The organism is Actinotalea ferrariae (assembly GCF_019733465.1).
Taxonomy (GTDB): domain Bacteria; phylum Actinomycetota; class Actinomycetes; order Actinomycetales; family Cellulomonadaceae; genus Actinotalea; species Actinotalea ferrariae_A.
Map to the genome: position 1 here is coordinate 1 of NZ_JACVQL010000216.1, position 19,601 is coordinate 19,601.

Annotated in this window: 26 protein-coding genes, 1 tRNA gene and 1 other RNA gene; 18 read left to right on the forward strand and 10 right to left on the reverse strand. The window is 75.2% G+C overall.

All coding sequences use genetic code 11. From position 1 onward, the window contains the following. The coding region (locus ICW40_RS15890; RefSeq protein WP_221654991.1) for a DNA polymerase III subunit gamma and tau at positions 1–2,012 on the reverse strand (2,012 nt) is incomplete at its 3' end. Positions 2,013–2,101: 89 nt separating this feature from the next. Here ICW40_RS15890 and ICW40_RS15895 point away from each other — a divergent pair. Together ICW40_RS15895 and ICW40_RS15900 are read left to right on the forward strand one after the other, a co-directional pair. Further along, complete coding sequence (locus tag ICW40_RS15895) at positions 2,102–2,524, forward strand: hypothetical protein (protein ID WP_221654992.1); 423 nt, start codon at positions 2,102–2,104, stop codon at positions 2,522–2,524. Between the two features lie 82 nt (positions 2,525–2,606). Next, positions 2,607–3,290 carry a DUF6766 family protein gene (locus tag ICW40_RS15900; RefSeq protein ID WP_221654993.1) on the forward strand — a complete coding sequence of 228 codons (684 nt, stop codon included), beginning with the start codon at positions 2,607–2,609 and terminating at the stop codon, positions 3,288–3,290. A 69-nt stretch (positions 3,291–3,359) separates the two neighbouring features. On the opposite strand, the gene ICW40_RS15905 is transcribed toward ICW40_RS15900, so the two are convergent. From ICW40_RS15905 to ffs, 4 genes are all read right to left on the reverse strand, one after another. After that, the gene (locus tag ICW40_RS15905; RefSeq protein ID WP_221654994.1) at positions 3,360–4,736 is read right to left on the reverse strand and encodes a hypothetical protein; all 1,377 of its coding nucleotides are present in this window, start codon (positions 4,734–4,736) and stop codon (positions 3,360–3,362) included. Continuing rightward, the gene (locus ICW40_RS15910) at positions 4,733–5,482 is read right to left on the reverse strand and encodes an ABC transporter ATP-binding protein (RefSeq protein WP_221654995.1); all 750 of its coding nucleotides are present in this window, start codon (positions 5,480–5,482) and stop codon (positions 4,733–4,735) included. The genes ICW40_RS15905 and ICW40_RS15910 overlap by 4 nt, the downstream gene beginning before the upstream one ends. Before the next feature lie 172 nt (positions 5,483–5,654). Then, positions 5,655–7,943 (reverse strand): hypothetical protein, encoded by a 2,289-nt coding sequence (locus ICW40_RS15915; RefSeq protein WP_221654996.1) that lies wholly within the window; start codon positions 7,941–7,943, stop codon positions 5,655–5,657. Positions 7,944–8,083: 140 nt separating this feature from the next. Further along, positions 8,084–8,180: signal recognition particle sRNA small type (ffs, locus tag ICW40_RS15920), an RNA gene on the reverse strand. Positions 8,181–8,383: 203 nt separating this feature from the next. Between ffs and ICW40_RS15925 the strand changes: the two genes are divergently transcribed. After that, positions 8,384–8,659 (forward strand): ArsR/SmtB family transcription factor, encoded by a 276-nt coding sequence (locus tag ICW40_RS15925; RefSeq protein WP_221654997.1) that lies wholly within the window; start codon positions 8,384–8,386, stop codon positions 8,657–8,659. A gap of 7 nt (positions 8,660–8,666) precedes the next feature. Further along, complete coding sequence (locus ICW40_RS15930) at positions 8,667–9,056, forward strand: VOC family protein (RefSeq protein ID WP_221654998.1); 390 nt, start codon at positions 8,667–8,669, stop codon at positions 9,054–9,056. A 25-nt stretch (positions 9,057–9,081) separates the two neighbouring features. Here the strand turns inward: ICW40_RS15930 and ICW40_RS15935 are convergent, their stop codons facing one another. Then, positions 9,082–9,702 carry a TetR/AcrR family transcriptional regulator gene (locus tag ICW40_RS15935; RefSeq protein WP_221654999.1) on the reverse strand — a complete coding sequence of 207 codons (621 nt, stop codon included), beginning with the start codon at positions 9,700–9,702 and terminating at the stop codon, positions 9,082–9,084. Between the two features lie 81 nt (positions 9,703–9,783). On the opposite strand from ICW40_RS15935, the gene ICW40_RS15940 reads away from it, so the two are divergent. Beyond that, the gene (locus ICW40_RS15940; RefSeq protein WP_221655000.1) at positions 9,784–10,191 is read left to right on the forward strand and encodes a RidA family protein; all 408 of its coding nucleotides are present in this window, start codon (positions 9,784–9,786) and stop codon (positions 10,189–10,191) included. 36 nt (positions 10,192–10,227) lie between these two features. On the opposite strand, the gene ICW40_RS15945 is transcribed toward ICW40_RS15940, so the two are convergent. Next, the gene (locus ICW40_RS15945; RefSeq protein WP_221655001.1) at positions 10,228–10,932 is read right to left on the reverse strand and encodes a DUF4232 domain-containing protein; all 705 of its coding nucleotides are present in this window, start codon (positions 10,930–10,932) and stop codon (positions 10,228–10,230) included. Between the two features lie 224 nt (positions 10,933–11,156). On the opposite strand from ICW40_RS15945, the gene ICW40_RS15950 reads away from it, so the two are divergent. The 8 genes from ICW40_RS15950 to ICW40_RS15985 all read left to right on the forward strand — a co-directional run bounded on the left by ICW40_RS15950 (position 11,157) and on the right by ICW40_RS15985 (position 14,580). Further along, positions 11,157–11,241 (forward strand) — tRNA-Ser (locus ICW40_RS15950). A 144-nt stretch (positions 11,242–11,385) separates the two neighbouring features. Continuing rightward, positions 11,386–11,970: a dihydrofolate reductase family protein gene (locus ICW40_RS15955; RefSeq protein ID WP_221655002.1), complete on the forward strand. Its 585-nt coding sequence runs from the start codon at positions 11,386–11,388 to the stop codon at positions 11,968–11,970. 35 nt (positions 11,971–12,005) lie between these two features. Continuing rightward, entirely contained in the window at positions 12,006–12,431 is a 426-nt protein-coding gene (locus ICW40_RS15960; protein ID WP_221655003.1) for a MarR family winged helix-turn-helix transcriptional regulator, read from the forward strand. Between the two features lie 9 nt (positions 12,432–12,440). Beyond that, on the forward strand, positions 12,441–12,962 hold the full coding sequence (locus ICW40_RS15965; RefSeq protein ID WP_221655004.1) for a hypothetical protein: 522 nt from the start codon (positions 12,441–12,443) through the stop codon (positions 12,960–12,962). Further along, a complete protein-coding gene (locus tag ICW40_RS15970) occupies positions 12,959–13,222 on the forward strand; it encodes a hypothetical protein (RefSeq protein ID WP_221655005.1) in 264 nt (87 codons plus the stop codon). The genes ICW40_RS15965 and ICW40_RS15970 overlap by 4 nt, the downstream gene beginning before the upstream one ends. Then, positions 13,219–13,569, forward strand: a complete 351-nt coding sequence (locus ICW40_RS15975) for a rhodanese-like domain-containing protein (RefSeq protein ID WP_221655006.1) — start codon at positions 13,219–13,221, stop codon at positions 13,567–13,569. Before ICW40_RS15970 ends, ICW40_RS15975 begins: the two co-directional genes overlap by 4 nt. A gap of 55 nt (positions 13,570–13,624) precedes the next feature. After that, positions 13,625–14,050 carry a hypothetical protein gene (locus ICW40_RS15980; RefSeq protein WP_260459309.1) on the forward strand — a complete coding sequence of 142 codons (426 nt, stop codon included), beginning with the start codon at positions 13,625–13,627 and terminating at the stop codon, positions 14,048–14,050. Positions 14,051–14,109: 59 nt separating this feature from the next. Beyond that, complete coding sequence (locus ICW40_RS15985) at positions 14,110–14,580, forward strand: DoxX family protein (RefSeq protein ID WP_308121854.1); 471 nt, start codon at positions 14,110–14,112, stop codon at positions 14,578–14,580. On the opposite strand, the gene ICW40_RS15990 is transcribed toward ICW40_RS15985, so the two are convergent. Beyond that, positions 14,549–14,749 carry a helix-hairpin-helix domain-containing protein gene (locus ICW40_RS15990; RefSeq protein WP_221655009.1) on the reverse strand — a complete coding sequence of 67 codons (201 nt, stop codon included), beginning with the start codon at positions 14,747–14,749 and terminating at the stop codon, positions 14,549–14,551. The genes ICW40_RS15985 and ICW40_RS15990 overlap by 32 nt on opposite strands. Before the next feature lie 66 nt (positions 14,750–14,815). On the opposite strand from ICW40_RS15990, the gene ICW40_RS15995 reads away from it, so the two are divergent. The 4 genes from ICW40_RS15995 (at position 14,816) to ICW40_RS16010 (ending at position 17,440) form a co-directional block, all read left to right on the forward strand. Further along, a complete protein-coding gene (locus ICW40_RS15995; protein WP_221655010.1) occupies positions 14,816–14,959 on the forward strand; it encodes a hypothetical protein in 144 nt (47 codons plus the stop codon). Between the two features lie 66 nt (positions 14,960–15,025). Beyond that, positions 15,026–15,244 carry a glutaredoxin domain-containing protein gene (locus ICW40_RS16000; protein WP_308121855.1) on the forward strand — a complete coding sequence of 73 codons (219 nt, stop codon included), beginning with the start codon at positions 15,026–15,028 and terminating at the stop codon, positions 15,242–15,244. Between the two features lie 123 nt (positions 15,245–15,367). Next, complete coding sequence (locus ICW40_RS16005) at positions 15,368–16,717, forward strand: glycoside hydrolase family 26 protein (protein WP_221655011.1); 1,350 nt, start codon at positions 15,368–15,370, stop codon at positions 16,715–16,717. Between the two features lie 78 nt (positions 16,718–16,795). Further along, on the forward strand, positions 16,796–17,440 hold the full coding sequence (locus ICW40_RS16010; protein WP_221655012.1) for an NADPH-dependent F420 reductase: 645 nt from the start codon (positions 16,796–16,798) through the stop codon (positions 17,438–17,440). Between the two features lie 33 nt (positions 17,441–17,473). On the opposite strand, the gene ICW40_RS16015 is transcribed toward ICW40_RS16010, so the two are convergent. Next, positions 17,474–18,175, reverse strand: coding sequence for an LmeA family phospholipid-binding protein (locus ICW40_RS16015; protein ID WP_221655013.1), 702 nt, complete (start codon positions 18,173–18,175; stop codon positions 17,474–17,476). A 132-nt stretch (positions 18,176–18,307) separates the two neighbouring features. Here ICW40_RS16015 and ICW40_RS16020 point away from each other — a divergent pair, with 132 nt between their 5' ends. After that, positions 18,308–19,066, forward strand: a complete 759-nt coding sequence (locus tag ICW40_RS16020) for a class I SAM-dependent methyltransferase (protein WP_221655014.1) — start codon at positions 18,308–18,310, stop codon at positions 19,064–19,066. A gap of 57 nt (positions 19,067–19,123) precedes the next feature. On the opposite strand, the gene ICW40_RS16025 is transcribed toward ICW40_RS16020, so the two are convergent. Then, positions 19,124–19,601 (reverse strand): sulfurtransferase (locus ICW40_RS16025; RefSeq protein ID WP_260459310.1); only part of this gene is annotated, 478 nt, incomplete at its 5' end.

The following is a 19,601-nucleotide window of genomic DNA, read 5'->3' on the forward strand; positions in this document are numbered from 1 at the left end:
TCCCACGACGCCTCGGCGGCGGCGGTCGACGGACGGCCGGGGACCTCTGCCGGCGCGGCGGCCGCGGGCGTCGCCGGCGCAGCCGCGGCCGCGCTCTCCGCGAGCGCCGTCTCGACGCGCACCGTGATGCCGAGCGTCTCGTGGAGCGCGCGCTGGACGTTGTCCGGGTGAGGGCCGCTGCGGAAGGTCGAGGCGAGCTGCGGCGTCGTGAACGCGAGCGCAACCTTGTCCGCGGACACCTCCCCGACCTGCGCGTTCTGGCTCACGAGCACCCACGTCGCCATGCGCAGCCCGCGGAGCGTCTGGAGCACCTCGGGCCAGCGCCGCCGGACCATCTCCGCGTCGAACCCCGCGGCCGGTGCGCTGCCCGCGGAGATCGTCACGGGCGCACCGACGGCGGGCCTGCCGGCGACCGGCGTGTCCTGCGGCTCGACGTCCTCGCTCTCCGGGCGCGGCGTCTCGGCGTCCTGGGTCCGGGTGCCCGCGGTCCCGGCGTCGGCCGCCGCGGGATCGCTCGTCTCCGGGACGGATGGCTCGCTCGGCTCCGCAGGGTGCGTCGCAGGGGGCGTCGCGGAGTACGACGTCGCGGTCGACGTGGGGCCCCCAGGAGCCGCACCGCCCTGCGGCGTCGCGGTCGGCGCAGTCTCGACCGGCGCAGTCCGGGCCGACGCAGCCTCGACCGGCGCAGGCTCGACCGACGGCGTCGCGACCTGCCTCGTCGTCGGCGACTCCTCCTGCGTCGCGGCGTGCGTCGGCGTCTGCGCCGCCACCCGAGGCGCGGTCACCTGGGCCGGGGCCACCTGGACCGCCGCGGGCGCCGGCACCGCGTGCGCAGCCGCGGCGGGGACACCCGAGGCGACCTGACGCTCGACCCGGTCGAGCCGCGCGGCGAGGCCGACGGAGCCGTCGTCGGCGGCCGGCAGGAGCAGGCGTGCGACGAGCAGCTCGAGGTGCAGCCGCGGCGACGTCGCGCCGGTCATCTCGGTGAGCGCGGCGTTGACGAGGTCGGCCGAGCGGGAGAGCTCCGCGGCGCCGAGCGCCGACGCCTGGCCCCGCATGCGCTCGAGCTGGTCCGTCGGCAGGTCCCGGAGCACCGCCTGCGCCGCCTCGCCGGACGCCGCGATGACGATGAGGTCGCGCAGCCGCTCGAGCAGGTCCTCGACGAACCGCCGCGGCTCGTGCCCCGACGAGATCACGCGCTCGACGACGCGGAAGGCGCTCGCGCCGTCCCGTGCGGCGATCGCGTCGACGACGTCGTCGAGGAGCGTCGCGTGCGTGTAGCCGAGCAGCGCCACCGCGCGCTCGTAGTCGATGCCGCCCTCGTCGGCGCCCGCGACGAGCTGGTCGAGCACCGAGAGCGAGTCGCGCACGGAGCCGCCGCCGGCGCGCACCACGAGCGGCAGGACGCCGGCGCCGACCTGGACGCCCTCCGTCTCGCACAGCCCCTGCAGGTACGGCTGCAGGGTGGACGGCCCGACGAGCCGGAAGGGGTAGTGGTGGGTGCGCGAGCGGATGGTCCCGATGACCTTGTCCGGCTCCGTCGTCGCGAAGATGAACTTGATGTGCGGCGGCGGCTCCTCGACGATCTTGAGGAGCGCGTTGAAGCCCTGCGACGTGACCATGTGGGCCTCGTCCAGGATGAAGATCTTGAACCGGTCGCGCGCCGGCGCGAACGTCGCGCGCTCGCGCAGGTCACGCGCGTCGTCGACCCCACCGTGGCTCGCCGCGTCGATCTCGACGACGTCGAGGCTGCCCGGCCCGCCGCGTCCCAGCTCGACGCACGACGGGCATGTGCCGCACGGCTCGGGCGTCGGCCCCTGCGCGCAGTTGAGGCAGCGCGCGAGGATGCGCGCCGACGTCGTCTTGCCGCAGCCGCGCGGGCCGGAGAACAGGTAGGCGTGCGTGACCTTGTCCGCCCGGAGCGCCTGCATGAGCGGCTCCGTGACGTGCTCCTGACCGATCACCTCGGTGAAGGTGTCGGGCCGGTAGCGGCGGTACAGGGCTGTGCTCACGGGACCGAGCGTAGACGCCGCCACCGACAGGACGGCACCGCCCCCAGCCTCGCCGGGCGGACGTCCGTGGCCGTCGCTACGGTGCGCTCATGACCGCCACCGGACGCGCCGCAGCGGGCGCCCTCGCCGTGCTCGCGCTGGTCAGCGCGTGCTCCGCGAGCCCGGACGCGTCCGCCGCGGCCGAGGCGGCGTCAGCGCTCGTGGAGGCCGTCGCGTCGTCCGACGGCGCAGCGGCCTGCACGCTCCTCGCACCCGCCGCCGTGCAGGCCCTCGAGAGCGAGTTCTCCGCGGCGTGCGAGGAGGCGGTCCTCGAGCCCGAGGTCGCCGACGAGATCGAGGACGCGGCCGGCGGTGGGTCCCGCGGGGCCCAGGCGTTCGGCCGCCAGGCCCAGGTGCGCCTCGAGGGCGACACCGTATTCCTCACCCTGAGCGGCGAGACGTGGCTGGTCACCGCCGCGGGCTGCACGCCCCGCACCGACCAGCCGTACGAGTGCGCGATCGAGGGAGGCTGACCGTGCGCGTCATGTTCACCGTGCTGCTCGGCTCGGCGCTCGTCGGGCTCGTGTACTTCATCGCGCTCGGGCTGCTGCACCGATGAGCGCGCTCCGCTCCGCGTTGAGGCACAACGGCCTCACGCTCTTCTTCGGCGTCCTGTTCGTGGTGACGCTGGTCGGTCAGGCGCTCACCGGGCTCGCGTACTTCAACGAGGAGCAGCGCGGCGCGGGCCTCGAGCCCGTGACGCTCGGCCAGTACCTGACGTCGTCCGTCTTCGCCGTCGACGTCACGGAGAACTGGCAGTCCGAGTACCTGCAGTTCCTCCTCTTCATCCTCGCGACGGTGTGGCTCGTCCAGAAGGGCTCGCCGGAGTCGAAGAAGCTCGAGGACGTCGGCCGGGAGTCGGACGAGGAGCAGCACGTCGCCGAGCACGCCACGGAGAGCTCGCCGGCCTGGGCGCGCGTGCGCGGCTGGCGCCTGTCCGTCTTCTCGCACTCGCTGAGCCTCGTCATGGGCGGGCTCTTCCTGCTCTCCTGGCTCGCGCAGTCCATCACCGGCACGACGGCGTACAACGAGTCCCAGCTGCGCGACCGCCAGGACCCGGTGACCTGGGCCGAGTACCTCGCGCTTCCCGAGTTCTGGAACCGCACGTTCCAGAACTGGCAGTCGGAGTTCCTGGCGGTCGCGAGCATGGTCGTCCTGGCGATCTACCTCCGCGAGCGCGGCTCGCCCGAGTCCAAGCCGGTCGGCACGTCGCACGACGCGACAGGCGTCGAGGGCTGAGCGAGCGACCCCGAGCTCTCACCGCTCGCCCTCCCGCTCAGCCCAGCCCAGCCCGCTCAGCCTGCCCGCTCAGCCCGGCCGGACGTCGGTCTCGCGCAGGACCGCGCGCATGAGCGGCCGGCTCGTCTCGGTCGCGGCGACCACGAGCAGCCCTCCGCCGAGCAGGCACCCGGCGAGCAGCAGGAGCCCCTGCGGCGCCGTGACCAGCGCCATCCCGAACAGCGGCAGGAGCACGACGAGCGCGACGGCGGCGGAGGTCCCGGCCACGAGCGCGAGGGGGGCGACGACCACGCGACGGCGCACCTCGTCGAACAGCTCGACGGGCACGCCCGCCAGGTGCTGCAGCGCGTACTCCTGGCGGCGGTCGAGCACGGAGGCCGCCTGCGCGATGCCGGCCGACGCCGCCGCGACGGCGAACGCGATCGCGAGCGTGAGGATGCCCCCGGTCACCAGGTCCTGCGCGAGCAGCCGGTCCGCGGTGTCGCCGTCACCGGTCGCGGCGGCGAGGCCGGGCAGCACGGACACGATGCCCGCGACGAACCCCGCCAGGCCGAGCCCGGCGACGACGCGCCACGCCGCCTTGGGGTCGTCGAGCAGGCGCCGCCCGGCGAGCAGCCGGGCCGGAGTGGTCGCGCGCCGGACCATGACCCGCGCGAGCAGGCTGATGGTCCACGGGCCGAGGAGGTTGATGGTGCCGAGCACGAGCCCGAGCAGGCCGAGCAGGATCACCGTGACGACCGCGCCCTCGAACCCGAGCTGGACCTTGGCGACCACCGTGAACGCACCCACCGCGCCGACGACGCCGAGCACGCGCACCCAGCGCAGGGCGGGCGGCGTCGTGCGCCGGGCCACCCCGAGCGGCGTGACGACGACGCGGCGCAGCGAGACCGTCGCGCTGACGGCCGCGACCAGCGGCACGACGACGAGCGTCGCGGCGAGGACGGGCACGCCGACCCATATCTCCCCCGCCGTGAACGGCTGCCCCATGAAGGGGATGCGCGTCCACACCGGCAGGAGCGCGCCGTACCCGGCGAGGCCGATCGCCGCGCCGACCAGACCCTGCTGCGCCGTCTCGAGCGCGGTCAGGGCGACGGTCTGCGGCCCGGTGACGCCCAGGAGGCGCAGGGTCGAGAGGCGGGCGTCGCGGCGGGCGACGCCCAGCCGCGCTGCACCCGCACCGAGCGACACGAGCGGCACGATGAGCAGCACGACGGCGATCCAGGCGAGCGTCACGTAGGTCGGCGCGAGGTCCGCCATGACGTCCGACGTCGGGTCGGCCGCGCGGCCCTCGAAGCCGCGGAGGCCGCCGACCACGCTCAGCGCGAAGGCCGTCGTGACGGCGAAGGCGATCACGGCGAGCGCGCCGGGCGTCAGGCGGGCCCCTGCGCCGCCCGACGCCCGTGCGGCGCGCAGCGGTCCGCCCGCGAGGGCGAGGACGGTCCTCATGCGCCCACCACCCGGCCGTCGCGCACCTCGATGCGCCGCGAGCACCAGCTCGCCACGTTCTCGTCGTGCGTGACGAGCACGAGCGACGCGCCCGCGGCACGGGTGGTCTCGGTGAGCACGCGCATGACGTCCGCACCGGTGGTCTGGTCGAGCGCGCCGGTGGGCTCGTCCGCGAAGACGACGTCGGGGCCGGTGATGAGGGCCCGCGCGACGGCGACCCGCTGCGCCTGACCGCCCGAGAGCTCGCCCGGACGGCGGCGCTCCATACCGGCCAGGCCGAGCGCGGCGAGCCACTGCCGCGCGAGGTCGAGCGCCCGGGCGCGCGGCGTGCCGAGCAGCATCGACGCGAGCGCGACGTTCTCCTCGGCCGGCAGCTCGGGCAGCAGCTGGCCGAACTGGAAGACGAAGCCGTAGCGCTCCCGGCGCAGGAGGGTCCGCTCGCGGTCGGAGAGGCGGCCGATCTCGCGGCCCTCGAGGGCGATAGTGCCCGCGTCGGGCGGCAGGATCCCGGCCAGGCAGTGCAGCAGCGTCGACTTGCCGGAGCCCGAGGGGCCCATGACGGCGAGCGACTCGCCCGCGGCCAGGTCGACGTCGACGCCCGCGAGCGCCGTCGTCGTGCCGAAGGTCTTCACGAGGCCCCGTGCGCTCAGGCGCGCCGCGGCGTGCGCGGCAGGCGGCACGACGGCGGCCGGGGCGGTGGCCGAGGCCGCGGCGGGGGGAGGCGGGGGAGGCAGTGGGACGCTCATGCCTCCAGGCTCGCGCCCGAGGTGCGCCGCGCGCGTCGGCCGACGGGACCGCGGTCGACGGCGTCGCGTGCGACCAGGGTCCGGCGCCGGGTCCGCCCCCGGTAGCACGCGAACGGCCCCCGGCGACATGCGCCGGGGGCCGTTCTGGTCGATCAGGTCAGGCGCGTACGAATCAGGCCTGCGCGCGGAGGCGGCGGCCGATCACCACAGCCACCGCACCGGTCAGCACGAGGAGCCAGACGACCCCCAGGAGTGCGCCGGTCTCGACACCCGTCGTGGGCAGCGCGGCGGCCGAGGCCGAGGCGCCGGCCGCGACGGGAGCCGCCGTCGGCCGAGCGAGCTCGACCGGGAGCGACGCCCAGCGACCCGACTCGCCGCCGGTCGCGACGACCGTGTGGGCACCGAGCGGCACGCCGTCCGGGACCGCGGCGGTCAGACGCGCGACGCCGTCCGCACCTGCGACGGCCGTGCCCAGGAAGACCGGGTCCGAGTGCAGGTAGAACGCGACGGTCTCGCCCGGGAGGAAGCCGCGCGCCACGAGATCCATGGACTGGCCCGGCTGGGACGCGGCCTTCGGCGACTCGAGCTGCGCGGTCGGCACGCCGGTCGCGCGGGCAGGCTCGCCCACGACCGTCACCGTGACCTCGACCGACATCGGCGTGGTGACCTCGGTCCCGGGGAGCTCGATCGTCAGCCGGTGCACGCCGGGCGCGAGGACCGGCAGGGTGATCGCCAGCGCGCCGCCCTCGGGGACCAGCCCCTCGGCGAGCGCCGTGGCGCCGTCACGGACGACGTACGACTGCGGCAGCGCCGTGCCGGTGACCTCGACGTCGAGCACGGCCGGCGTCGCCACGGGCACGGTCACGTCCGGCACGGTCGCGATCGGGGTCGCGCGCGCGACCTCGATGGTTCCGACGCCCGTGGCAGGGGTGTACGGACCGGTCAGTGCGGCGCGGGCGGCGAGACCCTTGAGCAGCATGACGGAGCCGCCGTAGCCGACGGCCACGTCGTAGGTGCCGACGCCCGGGCGCGGCATGGTCACGGTGGCGACGCCCTCGTCGAGGACGACGGTCCCAAGGTCGACCGCGTTGCCGCCCGCCGTCGGCGTGGCCGTCACGGTGACCTCGCCGGTCGGCACGGGGCCGCCGGCGGGTCCGGCGACGTCCACGCGGACGACGGCGTCCTGGCCGGCCGTGACGCGCACGGGGGCGACCGTGACGGTCGGCGTGGCCGTCGCCCCGGCGATCGCGTCCGACCACGTGGTCGGCTCGTACCCGGCGGCCGAGCCGGTGACCTCGACGTGCACCGAGTGGCCGAGGTCGGCCGCGACCGGCGTGTAGGTCGGCGCGGTCGAGACGGTGCGTCCACCGACGGTCCAGACGTAGGAGAGCGCGGCGTGCGCCGGCCACCCCGTCGTGGCAGCGGTGAGCTGCTGGCCGAGCACGGCGCGGTACCCGTCGTGGCCCGTGATCTCGACCGTGCCGGCCGCCAGGGTGCCCGTACCGACGACCGCCGGCGCGCTCGTGACGGAGCGGCTGATGCCCTCGAGCCGCGGGTGCGTGCCCGTGATCGTGACCTCGAGCGTCTTGCCCAGGTCGGCGACGACAGGCGCGTAGTGCGGGCCGGTGCCGACGACGTCGCCGTCCACGGTCCACACGTACGAGAGCACGGTGCCGGCCGCGACGTCCGGCGACCACGGCGCCGAGGAGGTGCCGAGCGTGCTGCCGACCACCACCGGGCCGGTCACCGCGACGCTCTCGGGTGCGCTGAGGTCGGTGACCACGGTCACCTGGGCCGAGCCCGACGACGAAGCCAGGAAGCCCTCGTCGCCGCGGTAGGCCGCCGTGACGGTCGAGGTCGCCGGCACCCACTGGCGCAACTGCGCGTGGCCCTGCGCGTCGACCGACGCGGTGCCCGCGTGGCTGCCGTTCAGCGAGAAGTCGACGAGCCCACCGGCCGGCACGCCGCCGGAGACGGTGGCGTGCAGGTCGCTGAAGTCGGCACCGATCAGCGTGGGGTCGGCGACGGAGACGTTCGTCGTGGTTACGACGTCACCGACGAGGTTGACGCTGTGGATGCTGCTCCACCAGCTGCCGGGGTTGTTCTCGCACTGGACGAAGAGCCGGTAGCCGCCGGGCTCGAGCCCGGCGTAGTCGACCGTGAAGGACCCGGCGCGGTACGTCGGGGTGTTGGTCGTGAACGACGACACCGTGCCCTGGGAGATGGAGTCGGTGTACGACTCGAGGAACCACTGCGCACCCGGCGCAGTGCTCGACTCGAGGTTGCACTCGAAGGAGTAGGTGGCCGTCGAGCCGACCTTCTCGGCACCGGACTCGAGGTGCACCGAGATCGTGTAGGCGGACGCGGAGCCGGCAGGGATGAGGACGGCGAGCAGGGCGCCCGCCGTCGCGAGGGCCGTGCGTCGCCACGGGCGACGCGGGCGGACGGATGTGGATGGCACAGGGATCTCCGAGGTCGGCCGAAGGGCCGGTCGATGCGGGCGGACGCACCCTCATCGACCCGCACCGGCGTAAGGGGAGCACCACGGACCTGTGACCTGCGTCACGCGCACCGCCGAGGACGGCCTCGGTCGCCCGGACATGCGAGGACCCCCCGCACACCCGTCAGAGCCCACCTGCCCTTGCTGCCTTCCGGCCCTGGGGGGGTTCAGCGGGGTGACGCCGCACGAGGGGTCGCCGACAAGCCTAACGCAGCCGGCACGGGCACCTGACACCCCGAAGCCCGGAGCCCGACACCCCGGACCCCGCCGCGCGCCCCCCGGTACCCACCAGCCCCTGTCGAACAACGGCGCGTCCGCGCGGCATCTGGATCCCCGTCGTCGCTGCCGTTGTTCGACAGGGCCGTTGACATGCAAGCGGACACTTGCCTATTGTCGCCGCCATGGACGACGTCGTCTTCAAGGCGATCGCGGACGGGACGCGTCGCGCGATCCTCGACGAGCTCGTCGAGCGCGACGGCCAGACCCTGTTCGAGCTCTGCGCCCGGCTCGCCGGCAAGCACGGCCTGACCTCCTCACGGCAGGCCGTGTCCCAGCACGTCGCCGTCCTCGAGTCGGCCGGCCTGGTGTCGGTCCGGCGCGCAGGCCGCTACACGTTCCACCACGTCGACACGTCACCCCTCGCCGCCATCGCCGAGCGTTGGCCCCACCGGAAGTGAGCCCGCCATGCCCCGTATCACCGTCATGAGCGTCTTCGTCGACGACCAGGAGAAGGCCCTGCGCTTCTACACCGAAGTCCTCGGGTTCGAGAAGCGCACCGAGATCCCCATGGGCGAGCACAGCTGGCTGACGGTCGGGTCCACGGAGCAGCCGGACGGTCCGGAGATCTCGCTCGAGCCGTCCGACCACCCGGCGGTCGCCCCCTTCCGCGAGGCGCTCGTCGCCGACGGCATCCCGTTCACGTCGTTCGGCGTGGCGGACGTGCGCGCGGAGCACGAGCGGCTCGTCGGGCTCGGCGTGCGGTTCACGCAGGAGCCGCTCGCCATGGGTCCGATGACGACCGCGGTGCTCGACGACACGTGCGGCAACCTCATCCAGCTCGCGTCGATGGACTGAGCAGGCCTCTCCGCCGGGTCGGCGCTCAGGCGTCGAGCACGTCCGCCCACCCGGCGGCCAGGGACGCGCGGCACGCGTCGGCGCGCCCCCCGGCGGCGACGAGCAGCGCGGTCGTCAGCTCGACCGCGTGCTCCCGCAGCTCACCGCGCGGCAGCACGCCGCCGATCGCCAGGGACGTCAGTCCGTGACCCGTGACCCAGAAGCGGGTCGCGAGCACCGCGGGGTCGCCGTCGGGGGCCAGCCGCCCCTCGTCGCGCGCCCGCGCGATCGCCGACACCAGCACGCCGAAGGTGCGGTCCGCGGCCGGCGCGTCCTCGAGCTCCGCCTGGGTGTCGAACATCGCGCGGTAGAGGTCGGGCGCAGCGAGGCCCGAGGTCACGTAGGCAGCGCCGAGGGCACCCACGTCCCGGACCGGGTCGGCGGTCGGCTCGAGCGCGGCGAGGCGCTCGCCCAGGCGGACGAACCCCTCCTGCCGCACCGCCCGCCACACGCCCGGCATGCCGCCGAAGTGCGTGTAGACCGCCATCGTCGAGGCGCCCGTGCCGGCGACGAGCGCGCGCAGGGTGACGGGCTCACGTCGCGCGAGCATCTGCGCGGCGCGCTCGACGAGCGCGGTGCGGAGAGCGGGGTCGGCGGCCTTGGGCACTTGCCAACCATACATAGCGTTGCTATGACTTAGCCATAGCGTCGTCATGCAACGTGCCGGCGAGGACCTCAGGAGGACGTCATGACCGTCGAGCTCATCAACCCCGCAGGCATCCCGGCGCCGGAGGCGTACTGGCAGATGTCGGTGACCCAGGGCAGCCGTGCCGTCTACCTCTCCGGCCAGGTGGCGCGGACCGCGGAGGGCGAGCCGGTCGGGGCCGGAGACCTCGCGGCGCAGACCGAGCAGGCCTACCTCAACGTCGGCGCCGCGCTCGCCGCCGTCGACGCGGGCTTCGACGCGATCGCGAAGCTGACCGTGTACGTCGTCGACTACGCCCCGGAGAAGATGGGGTCACTCATCGAGGGCGCGATGCGCGCCGGCGCGCGCCTCGGTGTCGACGTCGCCAAGCCCATCACCCTGCTCGGGGTCGCCGCGCTGGGCGAGCCGGACATGCTCGTCGAGGTCGAGGCCATCGCCGTCCTGCCCTGAGCCGTCGGAGGTCGCAGCCGTCGGACAGCTCAGCGGTCAGAGGTTCCAGCCCTCGGGTGGCGCCCGCCACGGCCCGACCTCGACCTCGGCACCCGCGAGGATGTCGAGCGAGGACGGCGGCGACCCGGCCCCGGGGTCGGACCGCACCGGCAGCACCGGGATCTCGGTCCGGAGCATGCCGCGCATCGGCCGCACCCGGATCCGGACCGTCTCGTCGGGGTCGAGGGCCGTGGACATGGCGCCCCACCGGAGCTCGGAGTACGCGGTCCCACCGGGCGGCACGACGACAGGACCGGGCTTGGGGTCCGTCGTCGCGCGGGGGACGAGCTCGACGTCGGGCGTCGGGGTGCCCGACTCGCGCACGAACGCGAGCGCCGGGCGCCCGTCGAGCACGCACCCGACGGCGGACGTGTTCGTGGCGCCGAGGAGGAGGTACCGCGAGCCGAGAGCCGCGTCGCTGCCGACGACGGCGACGGTGACGTCCTCGTCGGTGCAGGGCAGCGCCGCGTCGCTGGGGAGCTCGGCGACCGGGGGCGGTGCCGTCGCGGGGGCCTCGGCCGGCGCGGGCAGCTCGGGCGTGGCCACGGGCCCGAGGTCGGGCGCCGTGGGTCTCGGCGCGGGCTCCGACCGGTGGACCGCCTCGGTCCGGGGCGCCTTGGCGTCCGGCCCGCTGCACGCGGCGAGCGCCCCGACGAGGCAGAGCAGCATCGCGGCGCGAGCGGCGGCGGGACGGAGGGGCACGGCAGCACGGTAGCCACCGCGGTAGGCCCGTCCCCGAACGACCACACCACCTCCACGCCCCGCGGACCCGACCCTCACGAGCACGGCCGCGGGTGGCCGGGGCGTCAGCCGCCACCGTGGAGACGTCGTCACGCCAGGCGGGACGAAGTCTCCACACAGCCGGCGGGACCGGCCGACGACGTCGTTCGGCGTGCGCGCGGACCTCCGGTATCCTCGTGCGGCCGGGAGGATTCGCCTAGTGGCCTATGGCGCACGCTTGGAAAGCGTGTTGGGTTGACGCCCTCGGGGGTTCGAATCCCCCATCCTCCGCCCAGAGCTCGACACCGAGGGCCCGTGACCTGCAGCGATGCGGGTAGCGGGCCCTTCGTCATCACGCGTTCGAGCGGCCGCGATGACTTCCGGCCCCGCGCCCGGTCTGTCTCCTCACCCGCGCCCAACCCCGAGGAGCCCCCCATGACCGCGACCTACACCTTCGACGTCTTCTCCTCCGTGGACGGCTTCGGCTCGTACGGCGAGGGCGGTGACTGGGGTGGCTACTGGGGCAAGCAGGGCCCCGAGTTCCTCGACCACCGCCTGGCGTCGCTCCAGCAGGACCAGCGGATGGTCCTCGGCGCCACGACGTTCCGGGAGTTCGTGGCGATGCTCGGGGTGAGCGCCGAGGAGTCGGGGCTCGACGACCCGGTGATCAACCGGATGCGGAGCATGCCGACCACGGTGGTGTCGACGACCCTCGAGGCCCCGCTCGCCTGGCCGAACGCGACGCTGGCGAGCGGCGACGCCGTCGACGTCGTCGCGCGGCTCAAGGCGGAGTCCGACGTGCCGCTGCGCTCGCACGGCAGCCTGTCGATGAACCGCGCCCTGATGGCCGCGGGCCTGGTCGACCGCATCGAGCTGACGATCTTCCCCGTGATCACCGGTCGGACGGGAGAGGCGCCCCTCTTCCGCGGTGCGGACGACTTCGACCTCGAGCTGCTCGAGCACCGGACGTTCGACGGCCGCATCCAGGCGCTGGTCTACCGACCGACGCTCCACAGGTGAGCCACCCCTCCCGGGCCCGCGGCTAGCCTGCTCGCATGCCGGAGCAGCCGCCGTTCAGCCCCACGGTGGCGCTGCTGACCGTCGCTCGCACGTGGGACGCGGCCCTGGCCGACGCGCTCAAGCCGCTCGGGCTCACCACGCGGAAGTACGGCCTGCTCGGGCACATCCGCGCGACGCCGGGGATCTCCTTCAGCGAGCTCGCGCGACGCTCGCGGATCACGGTGCAGAGCGCGCACGCGACGGTCGCGGCGTTCGCCGGCGACGGCCTGGTCGAGGACGCGACGGCCCACGCGGGTGCGGCGTCGCGGCTGCGCGTCACCGAGGCCGGCGAGCGCCTGCTCGCCCAGGCCGCCGAGAAGGTCGCCGAGCTGGACGCGCGGTTCTCCGCAGCGCATCCCGACCTCACCGAGGCGCTCCGGACGGAGCTCGCGAGCGTGACGAGGCCAGCGACCTTCAGTTAGCCTGAAGGTATGGAACCCGTCCTCCTCGCCGCGCACGTCGTCGCGGGCATCCTCTTCGTCGGACCCGTCGCGGTCACGACGAGCCTCTTCCCGCGCTACGCGCCGGTCGCTGCGGCCCCCGAGTCGTCCGGGCCCGTGCCCGGCACAGCGGTCTCCTCGACCCGCACCCTCCGCGCCGTCGCCACGTGGAGCCCGCCCGCCGTCGGCGCACGCAGCGTCGCGGTCGCCGCGCTGCTCCACCGCGTGACGCGCGTCTACGGCACCCTCGCGCTCGCGGTGCCGCTCATCGGCCTCATGCTCGCCGCGGTGCAGGGCCGCCTCGGCGAGGTGTGGATCACCGTCGCGATGGTGCTGACGGCCGTCGCGGGCGGCCTGCTCGCCCTGCGCATCACGCCGATCCAGCAGGAGGCGCTCGACTCGCCCGACGACGGCACGCGGCTCCGGACGCTGCGCTCGCTGGCCGGCGGCTTCAACCTGCTGTGGGCGCTCGTCGTCGTGCTCATGGTCGTGCGTCCGGGGGCCGAGGCGTGAGGCCCCTCCTGCGGGCGCTCGAGACGCTGTCGATCCTCGAGACCGTGAGCGTGCTCGTCCTGCTCGCCAACCTCGTGACCGTCCACGCCGACGGCGTGACGTCGGCGCTCGGCCCGGTGCACGGCGCCCTCTACCTCGCCGTCGCGGTCACCGCGCTGCTCGGGCGAGGCCTGCTGACGCGGACGCGGCTGCTCGCCCTCGTCCCCGTCGTCGGCGGAGTGCTCACCGTCGCGAACGTGCGGCGGGAGGCCCGCCGATGACCGTCCGGAAGTACCTCGGGCGGCCGCGGTCCGTCACCGCGGCCGAGGCGGTCGAGCTCATCGCGTCGGGCGCGCTGGTGGTCGACGTGCGCGGCGAGCGCGAGCGGGCGCGGCAGCACGTCCCGGGCTCCCGGCACGTGCCGCTCCGTGAGCTCGAGGCGCGGGCCGACGAGCTGCCCGACGACCGGCTCCTCATCACGTTCTGCACGGGCGGCCTCCTCTCCCGCGGCGCGGCGAGCGTCCTGGCCACCCTGGGCTTCGAGGTCGTCAACCTGGCAGACGGCCTCATCGGGTGGCGTGCGGCGGGTGGACCGCTCGAGGGTTCGCGCCCGGACCCGCGGCCGTGATCCGGGCACCGCACCGCGCGGCGTAGTGTCGGTACGCGTGGCGACCTTCTCCTCGGTGACCAGACAGCACGTGCTCCAGGCGATCGCGGAGCACGACGAGCGCGGGGACGAGGCGTTCCTCGCGCTGTACGGCTTCTCGCCCGCACCGGAGCACGTGCTCGTGCACGAGGGGCGCAGCTACGACGCCGCGGCCGTCGTCGGCGTCGCGCACCGCCAGGCGACGGGCAGGCTCGCGACGCCCGAGGAGGTCCACCGCGGGATCGACGTCGCCGTGGCGATCCTGCGCAAGCGCGGCTTCGAGGTCTCCGAGCCCTTCGCGGCCCGCTTCGCGCCACGCGCAGCACCGGCCCGAGCGCCCCGCGCCCCGCGCACCCGGACGACGACGACCCGCCCGACGCCCGTGGCGGAGCGCCCCGTGGCGATCTGCCCGACGTGCTCGATGACGCTGCCCGCGACCGGGATCTGCGACACCTGCTCCTGACGGCCGGGCCGACGACGCCTCCGGGCGCGCGACCAGCGCGCGTGCAGCACAGTGAGGGCGTGACCTCGCTCCCCCGGACCCTCGCCCGCATCGCGCTGGGCGGAGCCCTCGCCTTCGCCGGCACGACGCACCTCACCGTCGCGCGCGAGGAGTTCCAGGCCCAGGTGCCGCCGTGGTTCCCCGCGGACGCGGATGCGGTCGTCGTCGTCTCCGGCTGGGTCGAGATCGCGCTCGGTCTGGCGCTGCTCGCGGTCCCGCAGCGGCACCGGTGGCTGGTCGGCTGGGTCGTCGCCGCGTTCTTCGTGGCGATCTTCCCCGGCAACATCTCCCAGTTCCTCACCGGCACGGACGGCTTCGGGCTCGACACGGACCGCGCCCGGGCGCTGCGCCTGCTGTTCCAGCCGGTGCTCGTGGTCTGGGCGCTGTGGTCGACCGGCGCCTGGCGCGCGTGGCGCGCCCGCCGCGCCGCCGCCGCGACGGACGACGGCGCCCGACCGGTCAGCGCCCGGCGGGCTCCTCACGAGGGCTGAGGCCGGCCTCGGCCGCCGCGGCCCGCAGGATGCGGACGGCCTTCGGACCCACGCCGTGGATCGCGAGAAGCTCCTTCTCGGACAGGGTCGCCACCTGCTCGAGCGTGTCGACACCGCGGGCCTCGAGCGCTCCGCGGGCCGGGCCGCCGATGTTCGGCAGATCCGTCATGCCCCCACCTCCGTCGCCTCGACGGCAGCCTGTCAGAGCACCGGCAGCCGGGCTAGCGTCGTCACCATGACCCGACGCGTGCTCGTCCCGGCACTGCTCGCGCTGGCGGGGCTCGCGATCGCCGCGCGCCAGCTGCAGACCGGTGACCCGGTCGCGGCGGTCGTGCTCCTCGCGGTCTTCCTGCTGCTCGAGTTCGTGCTGTCGCCGTAGGCCTTCCCGCGCTCGATCGCGGCCGACGACGCCGCCCGGCGCAGCGCCGAGGACGGCGCGCCGATCATCTACTGGCGTCCTGGCTGCCACTTCTGCGCGCGGCTGCGCGCCCGGCTCGGCCGGCACGCGGGCAAGGCGCACTGGGTCGACATCTGGGCCGACCCGGCCGCGGCCGCCGCCCTCCGCGCGCTCACCGGCGGCGACGAGGTGGTGCCGACGGTCGTCGTGCGTGGGGCCGCGCACCTCAACCCCGACCCGCGCTGGGTCCGCGCGCAGCTGCGCTGACGGCTCACGTGTGACCGCCCGCACAGCCGATCTCACCCGACGCGTCGCTCACCGGCGCAACCGCCCCCGTCGATGGGTCCACGAGGCCGGAGCTCGTCCGGTCCCGGCCCGGAGGAGATGGTCGTGCGGCAGCGCGCAGGAGCACACGGTTCGGATCGACGCGCGCGGCGGCTCCTCACGGCGGTCGCGACGCTCGTCGTCGGAGTCCTGCTGGGCAGCGGGATCGCCGCAGCGGCCCCTGCGTCGGCCGAGGTTGTCCGCCGGACCGCCGCGCCCACGACCGAGCTGGTCACGACGGCGAGCCTCGGGTCCGTGACGCCCTCGAGCACCGCGTGCCGCCAGCGGATCGCCCTCGGCGTCTTCACGCCCGGCCAGCCGAACACCACCGACGGCCTGCTCGCCTTCGAGGCGGCGCTCGGGCGCCGGGCCGACGTCGCGCTGACGTTCACGTCGTTCCGCTACCCGTTCAACGTCGCCGCCCTGCGCGGTGTCGCGACCGACGGCCGCATGCCCATGATCACCTTCGAGCCGTGGGACCCGGCCGTCCCGGCCGAGAACCGCTACTCGCTCCAGGCGATCGCCGCGGGCGAGCACGACACCTACCTGCGGGACCAGGCGGCGCGCCTGCGCGAGCTCGGCCACCCCGTCGTCCTCCGGTTCGCGCACGAGATGAACGGCTCGTGGTACCCGTGGGGCGCCGGCGTGCACGGCAACACCCCCGAGGACTACGTCGCCGCATACCGCTACGTGCACGACCTCTTCGCGGCGGAGGGCGTGACCAACGCCCGGTGGATGTGGTCGCCGGCGACGCTCGACGGCCCTTCGATCGCCGACCCCGCGCAGCTCTACCCCGGCGACGCCTACGTCGACTGGCTCGGGCTGAGCGTCTACTACGACCAGCCGGGCGACACGTGGGCCAAGTCCGTCGTGCCGACCGTGCGCCGGCTGCAGGAGATCGCGCCCCACCTCCCGCTGTACCTCGCCGAGACCGGCGTGCTGCCCGGCCCGAACCGGCCGCTCATGATCCGCGACCTCGTCGACGGCCTGTCCGCGACGCCGCGTGCCGTCGGGTTCACCTGGTTCGACGTCGCCTCGCGCCAGGACTGGCGCATCATCGGCGAGCCGACGTCGCTCACGACGCTGCGCACGCGCCTCCGCGCCGCCAACCTCCCGGCGCCGATGAGGCTGCTCGGCGACACCGCGTCGGGCACCGCGGCGAGCACCACGCTCGACACCGACTGCTTCGCCGTCGCCGCCCTCGGCGCGGCGCCCCGGGTCGCCGCCGCCGGCACGACGGACACCGCCGCCGACGACGGCACGGCGGGGCTCCTCGCGGCTCAGGTGGCGCACGACGTCGCGGGCGGCAGCGACAGCGCGACCGCCACGGTCGCCGACGCGGACGCGGACGTCGTCACCGACGCCCCCACGGATGCGCGCGGCCGGGACGCGCTCGACGACTCCCGACGTCGCTAGCCCCGGACGACGTCGGCAGGGCGCCGGTCCGTCGGCGCCCCGCGGGAATGTCTCCGGCGACGCGGTGTTGGCACCCGCATGATCACGCTCGGCCTCATCGGCTCCGGACTCATCGGCTCCCAGCTCGCCCGGCTCGCGACGGGCCTCGGCCACGTCGTCGTCCTCAGCAACTCCCGCGGACCCGAGACGCTCGTCGACCTCGTCACCGAGCTCGGTGACCGCGCACGCGCCGGCACGCCCGCCGAGGCGGCCGAGGACGGCGACCTCGTGGTCGTGACCATCCCGCTGCACGCGATCGACAGCGTCCCGGTCGAGCCGCTCGCGGGCAAGGTCGTCATCGACACCACCAACTACTACTGGCAGCGCGACGGACACGTCGCCGAGCTCGACGCCGAGGCGATCACGAGCTCCGAGCTGGTCCAGCGGCACCTGCCCACCTCGCGCGTGGTCAAGGCGTTCAACCACATCGAGTTCGCCCACCTCACCGAGCACGCGCAGCCGGCCGGCACGCCGGGTCGTCGCGCACTGGCGATCGCGGGCGACGACGCGGAGGCGCGCGCCGAGGTGGCGCGGCTCATCGACGCGTTCGGCTTCGACGTCGTCGAGATCGACTCGCTCGCCGAGTCGTGGCGCATCCAGCCGGGCACCCCCGGCTACGGCCCGCGCCGGACGGCCGACGAGCTCCGCGCCGACCTCGCCGCGGCGGTCCGACCGCAGCCCTGATCGCGCGCTGACCGGCCGGCCGTCAGCCGGACGTCAGCCGGTCGGCTGCGTCTCGAGCCGCACGTCCTGGCCCGAGAGCTCGGCGTGGAAGCCGTCATCCTCCACGGTCACCTCGCGCAGCACGAGGCCGTCGGGGAGCCCCTCGATCTCGTGCTCGATCGTCACCAGGCGACGGGCCACGGCACCGAGGACGCCCGCGAGGAACGAGGGACCGCCGACGTCGATCGTCTGCGGCTCCACGACGAGGCGGCCGGAGCGCACCTCGACCGACCCGGTCGCCTCGACCCTGAGGTCGCGCCCGCCCAGCTCGACCGTCCGGACCACGGAGGCGAGCCCGTCGGGCCCGGCGGTCACCACGACGTCCTCGGCGATCTGGCTCGCGACGAGCGCGAACGGGACGGTCGCGTCGACGTCGAGCTCGCCCGCCACCAGCCCCTCGGGCCCGGTCCGCACGTCGCGCCCGACCGCGCGCACGTCGTGCAGCGCGCCGTCGGGCGTGGCCACGGTCACGGCGTCGAGCTCGAGCCCGGTGAGCCAGATCTCGCCCGCCTCGAGGTCGTCGGGGGGCGTCGGGTCCGGCTGCCCGGGTGACGCGGTCGGACCGGGGACCGGAGCGGCCTCGGCGTCGCCGGCCGGCTCGGTCACCGCCCACAGCAGCACGACGACGGCGAGCACCAGCACGAGCACGGTGATGCCCGCACCGACGAGGCCGTCCTTGACGCGCTGACGCTCCATCGCGCCAGTCTGGCGTGCCGACCGTCGCGCGCGACCGGGCGGGGCGCGTGTCACCCGGACGGGGCGCCCGTCGGGCAGCGGCCGGCCGGCCGGACGCTTCCGCCCGGTGACGGCCCGGCGTACGGTCGCCGGATGAGTTTCGAGGTCAGCGCCGAGGCGTACGGCCGCTTCATGGGCCGGTTCTCGGAGCCGCTCGCGGCCCACCTGGCGGACGCCGCCGGCGTGGTGACGGGCACGCGCGCGCTCGACGTCGGCTGCGGTCCGGGCGCGCTGACGGCCGAGCTCGTGCGCCGGCTCGGGCCCGAGCAGGTCGTCGCGGTCGATCCCTCCGAGCCGTTCGTCGCCGCGGCGCGGCAGCGCTTCCCCGGTGTCGAGGTGGTCCAGGGCGTGGCCGAGGCGCTGCCGTTCGCCGACGACGTCGTCGACCACGCGATCGCCCAGCTCGTCGTCCACTTCATGACCGACCCGGTGCGCGGGCTCGCCGAGATGGCGCGCGTGACGCGGCCGGGCGGCGTGGTCGCGGCGTGCGTCTGGGACCACGCGGGCGGCGGCAGCCCGCTGAGCGCGTTCTGGCAGGCGGTCCACGACGTCGACCCGGACGCTCCGGGCGAGCGGACCCTCCCCGGCACCCGCGAGGGCCACCTCGCCGAGCTGTTCGCCGCGGCGGGCCTGCACGACGTCGAGTCGTCGGTCCTGAGCGTCTCGGCAGAGCTCGCGTCGTTCGACGCGTGGTGGGAGCCCTACACGCTCGGCGTCGGCCCGGCCGGCGCATACGTCGCACGGCTCGACGACGAGCGTCGCGAGGCGCTGCGCCGCCGCTGCGCGGAGCTGCTCCCGGACGCGCCGTTCGAGGTCACCGCCTCGGCCTGGTGCGCGGTGGGCCGGGCCTGATCGGACCCGCAGGCCCACCCGCCGCCTGCCGGACGCACGCGCCGCGCGCCGGGCTGCTCAGCCCGGGTCCGCACCCGTCGCGACGGGCCGGGCGGGGTCGGTGATCCAGTGGGACCACGACCCGAGGTAGAGGGCCAGCTCGACGCCGGCCACGTCCCCGGCGAGGACGAGCTGGGCCGCCGTCACGCCCGAGCCGCAGTAGGCGGCTGCGAGGCCGTCGCCACCAGAGCCGTCGCCCGCCGCCGCGAGGAGCTCGCGCAGCTCGGCCGGCGGTCGGTACCGGCCGTCGGCGCCGACCAGCGCCGACGTCGGGACGGACACCGCACCCGGGATGTGCCCGGCGACCGGGTCGACCGGCTCGACCTCGCCGCGGTACCGCTCGGCAGCGCGGGCGTCGACGAGCCTCCCGGCCCGCCCGGCCAGCACGTCGTCGGCCGTCACGGTCGGCACCGATCCCGGCCGCACGACGGCGTCCGGCGCGGGCACGGGCGCGACGTCGCCCGTCTCGAGCGGTCCGCCCGCGGCGACCCACGCC

Excerpts from the sequence above, each read along its gene's own strand:
- ICW40_RS15940 (WP_221655000.1), top strand. The coding sequence starts at position 9,784 with ATGACCGTCGAGCTCATCAACCCCGCAGGCATCCCGGCGCCGGAGGCG.
- ICW40_RS15925 (WP_221654997.1), top strand. The coding sequence starts at position 8,384 with ATGGACGACGTCGTCTTCAAGGCGATCGCGGACGGGACGCGTCGCGCG.
- ICW40_RS16015 (WP_221655013.1), bottom strand. The coding sequence starts at position 18,175 with ATGGAGCGTCAGCGCGTCAAGGACGGCCTCGTCGGTGCGGGCATCACC.
- ICW40_RS16020 (WP_221655014.1), top strand. The coding sequence starts at position 18,308 with ATGAGTTTCGAGGTCAGCGCCGAGGCGTACGGCCGCTTCATGGGCCGG.
- ICW40_RS15900 (WP_221654993.1), top strand. The coding sequence starts at position 2,607 with ATGAGCGCGCTCCGCTCCGCGTTGAGGCACAACGGCCTCACGCTCTTC.
- ICW40_RS15995 (WP_221655010.1), top strand. The coding sequence starts at position 14,816 with ATGACCCGACGCGTGCTCGTCCCGGCACTGCTCGCGCTGGCGGGGCTC.
- ICW40_RS15895 (WP_221654992.1), top strand. The coding sequence starts at position 2,102 with ATGACCGCCACCGGACGCGCCGCAGCGGGCGCCCTCGCCGTGCTCGCG.
- ICW40_RS15905 (WP_221654994.1), bottom strand. The coding sequence starts at position 4,736 with ATGAGGACCGTCCTCGCCCTCGCGGGCGGACCGCTGCGCGCCGCACGG.
- ICW40_RS16010 (WP_221655012.1), top strand. The coding sequence starts at position 16,796 with ATGATCACGCTCGGCCTCATCGGCTCCGGACTCATCGGCTCCCAGCTC.
- ICW40_RS15965 (WP_221655004.1), top strand. The coding sequence starts at position 12,441 with ATGGAACCCGTCCTCCTCGCCGCGCACGTCGTCGCGGGCATCCTCTTC.
- ICW40_RS15990 (WP_221655009.1), bottom strand. The coding sequence starts at position 14,749 with ATGACGGATCTGCCGAACATCGGCGGCCCGGCCCGCGGAGCGCTCGAG.
- ICW40_RS15910 (WP_221654995.1), bottom strand. The coding sequence starts at position 5,482 with ATGAGCGTCCCACTGCCTCCCCCGCCTCCCCCCGCCGCGGCCTCGGCC.
- ICW40_RS15955 (WP_221655002.1), top strand. The coding sequence starts at position 11,386 with ATGACCGCGACCTACACCTTCGACGTCTTCTCCTCCGTGGACGGCTTC.
- ICW40_RS15975 (WP_221655006.1), top strand. The coding sequence starts at position 13,219 with ATGACCGTCCGGAAGTACCTCGGGCGGCCGCGGTCCGTCACCGCGGCC.
- ICW40_RS15930 (WP_221654998.1), top strand. The coding sequence starts at position 8,667 with ATGCCCCGTATCACCGTCATGAGCGTCTTCGTCGACGACCAGGAGAAG.
- ICW40_RS15960 (WP_221655003.1), top strand. The coding sequence starts at position 12,006 with ATGCCGGAGCAGCCGCCGTTCAGCCCCACGGTGGCGCTGCTGACCGTC.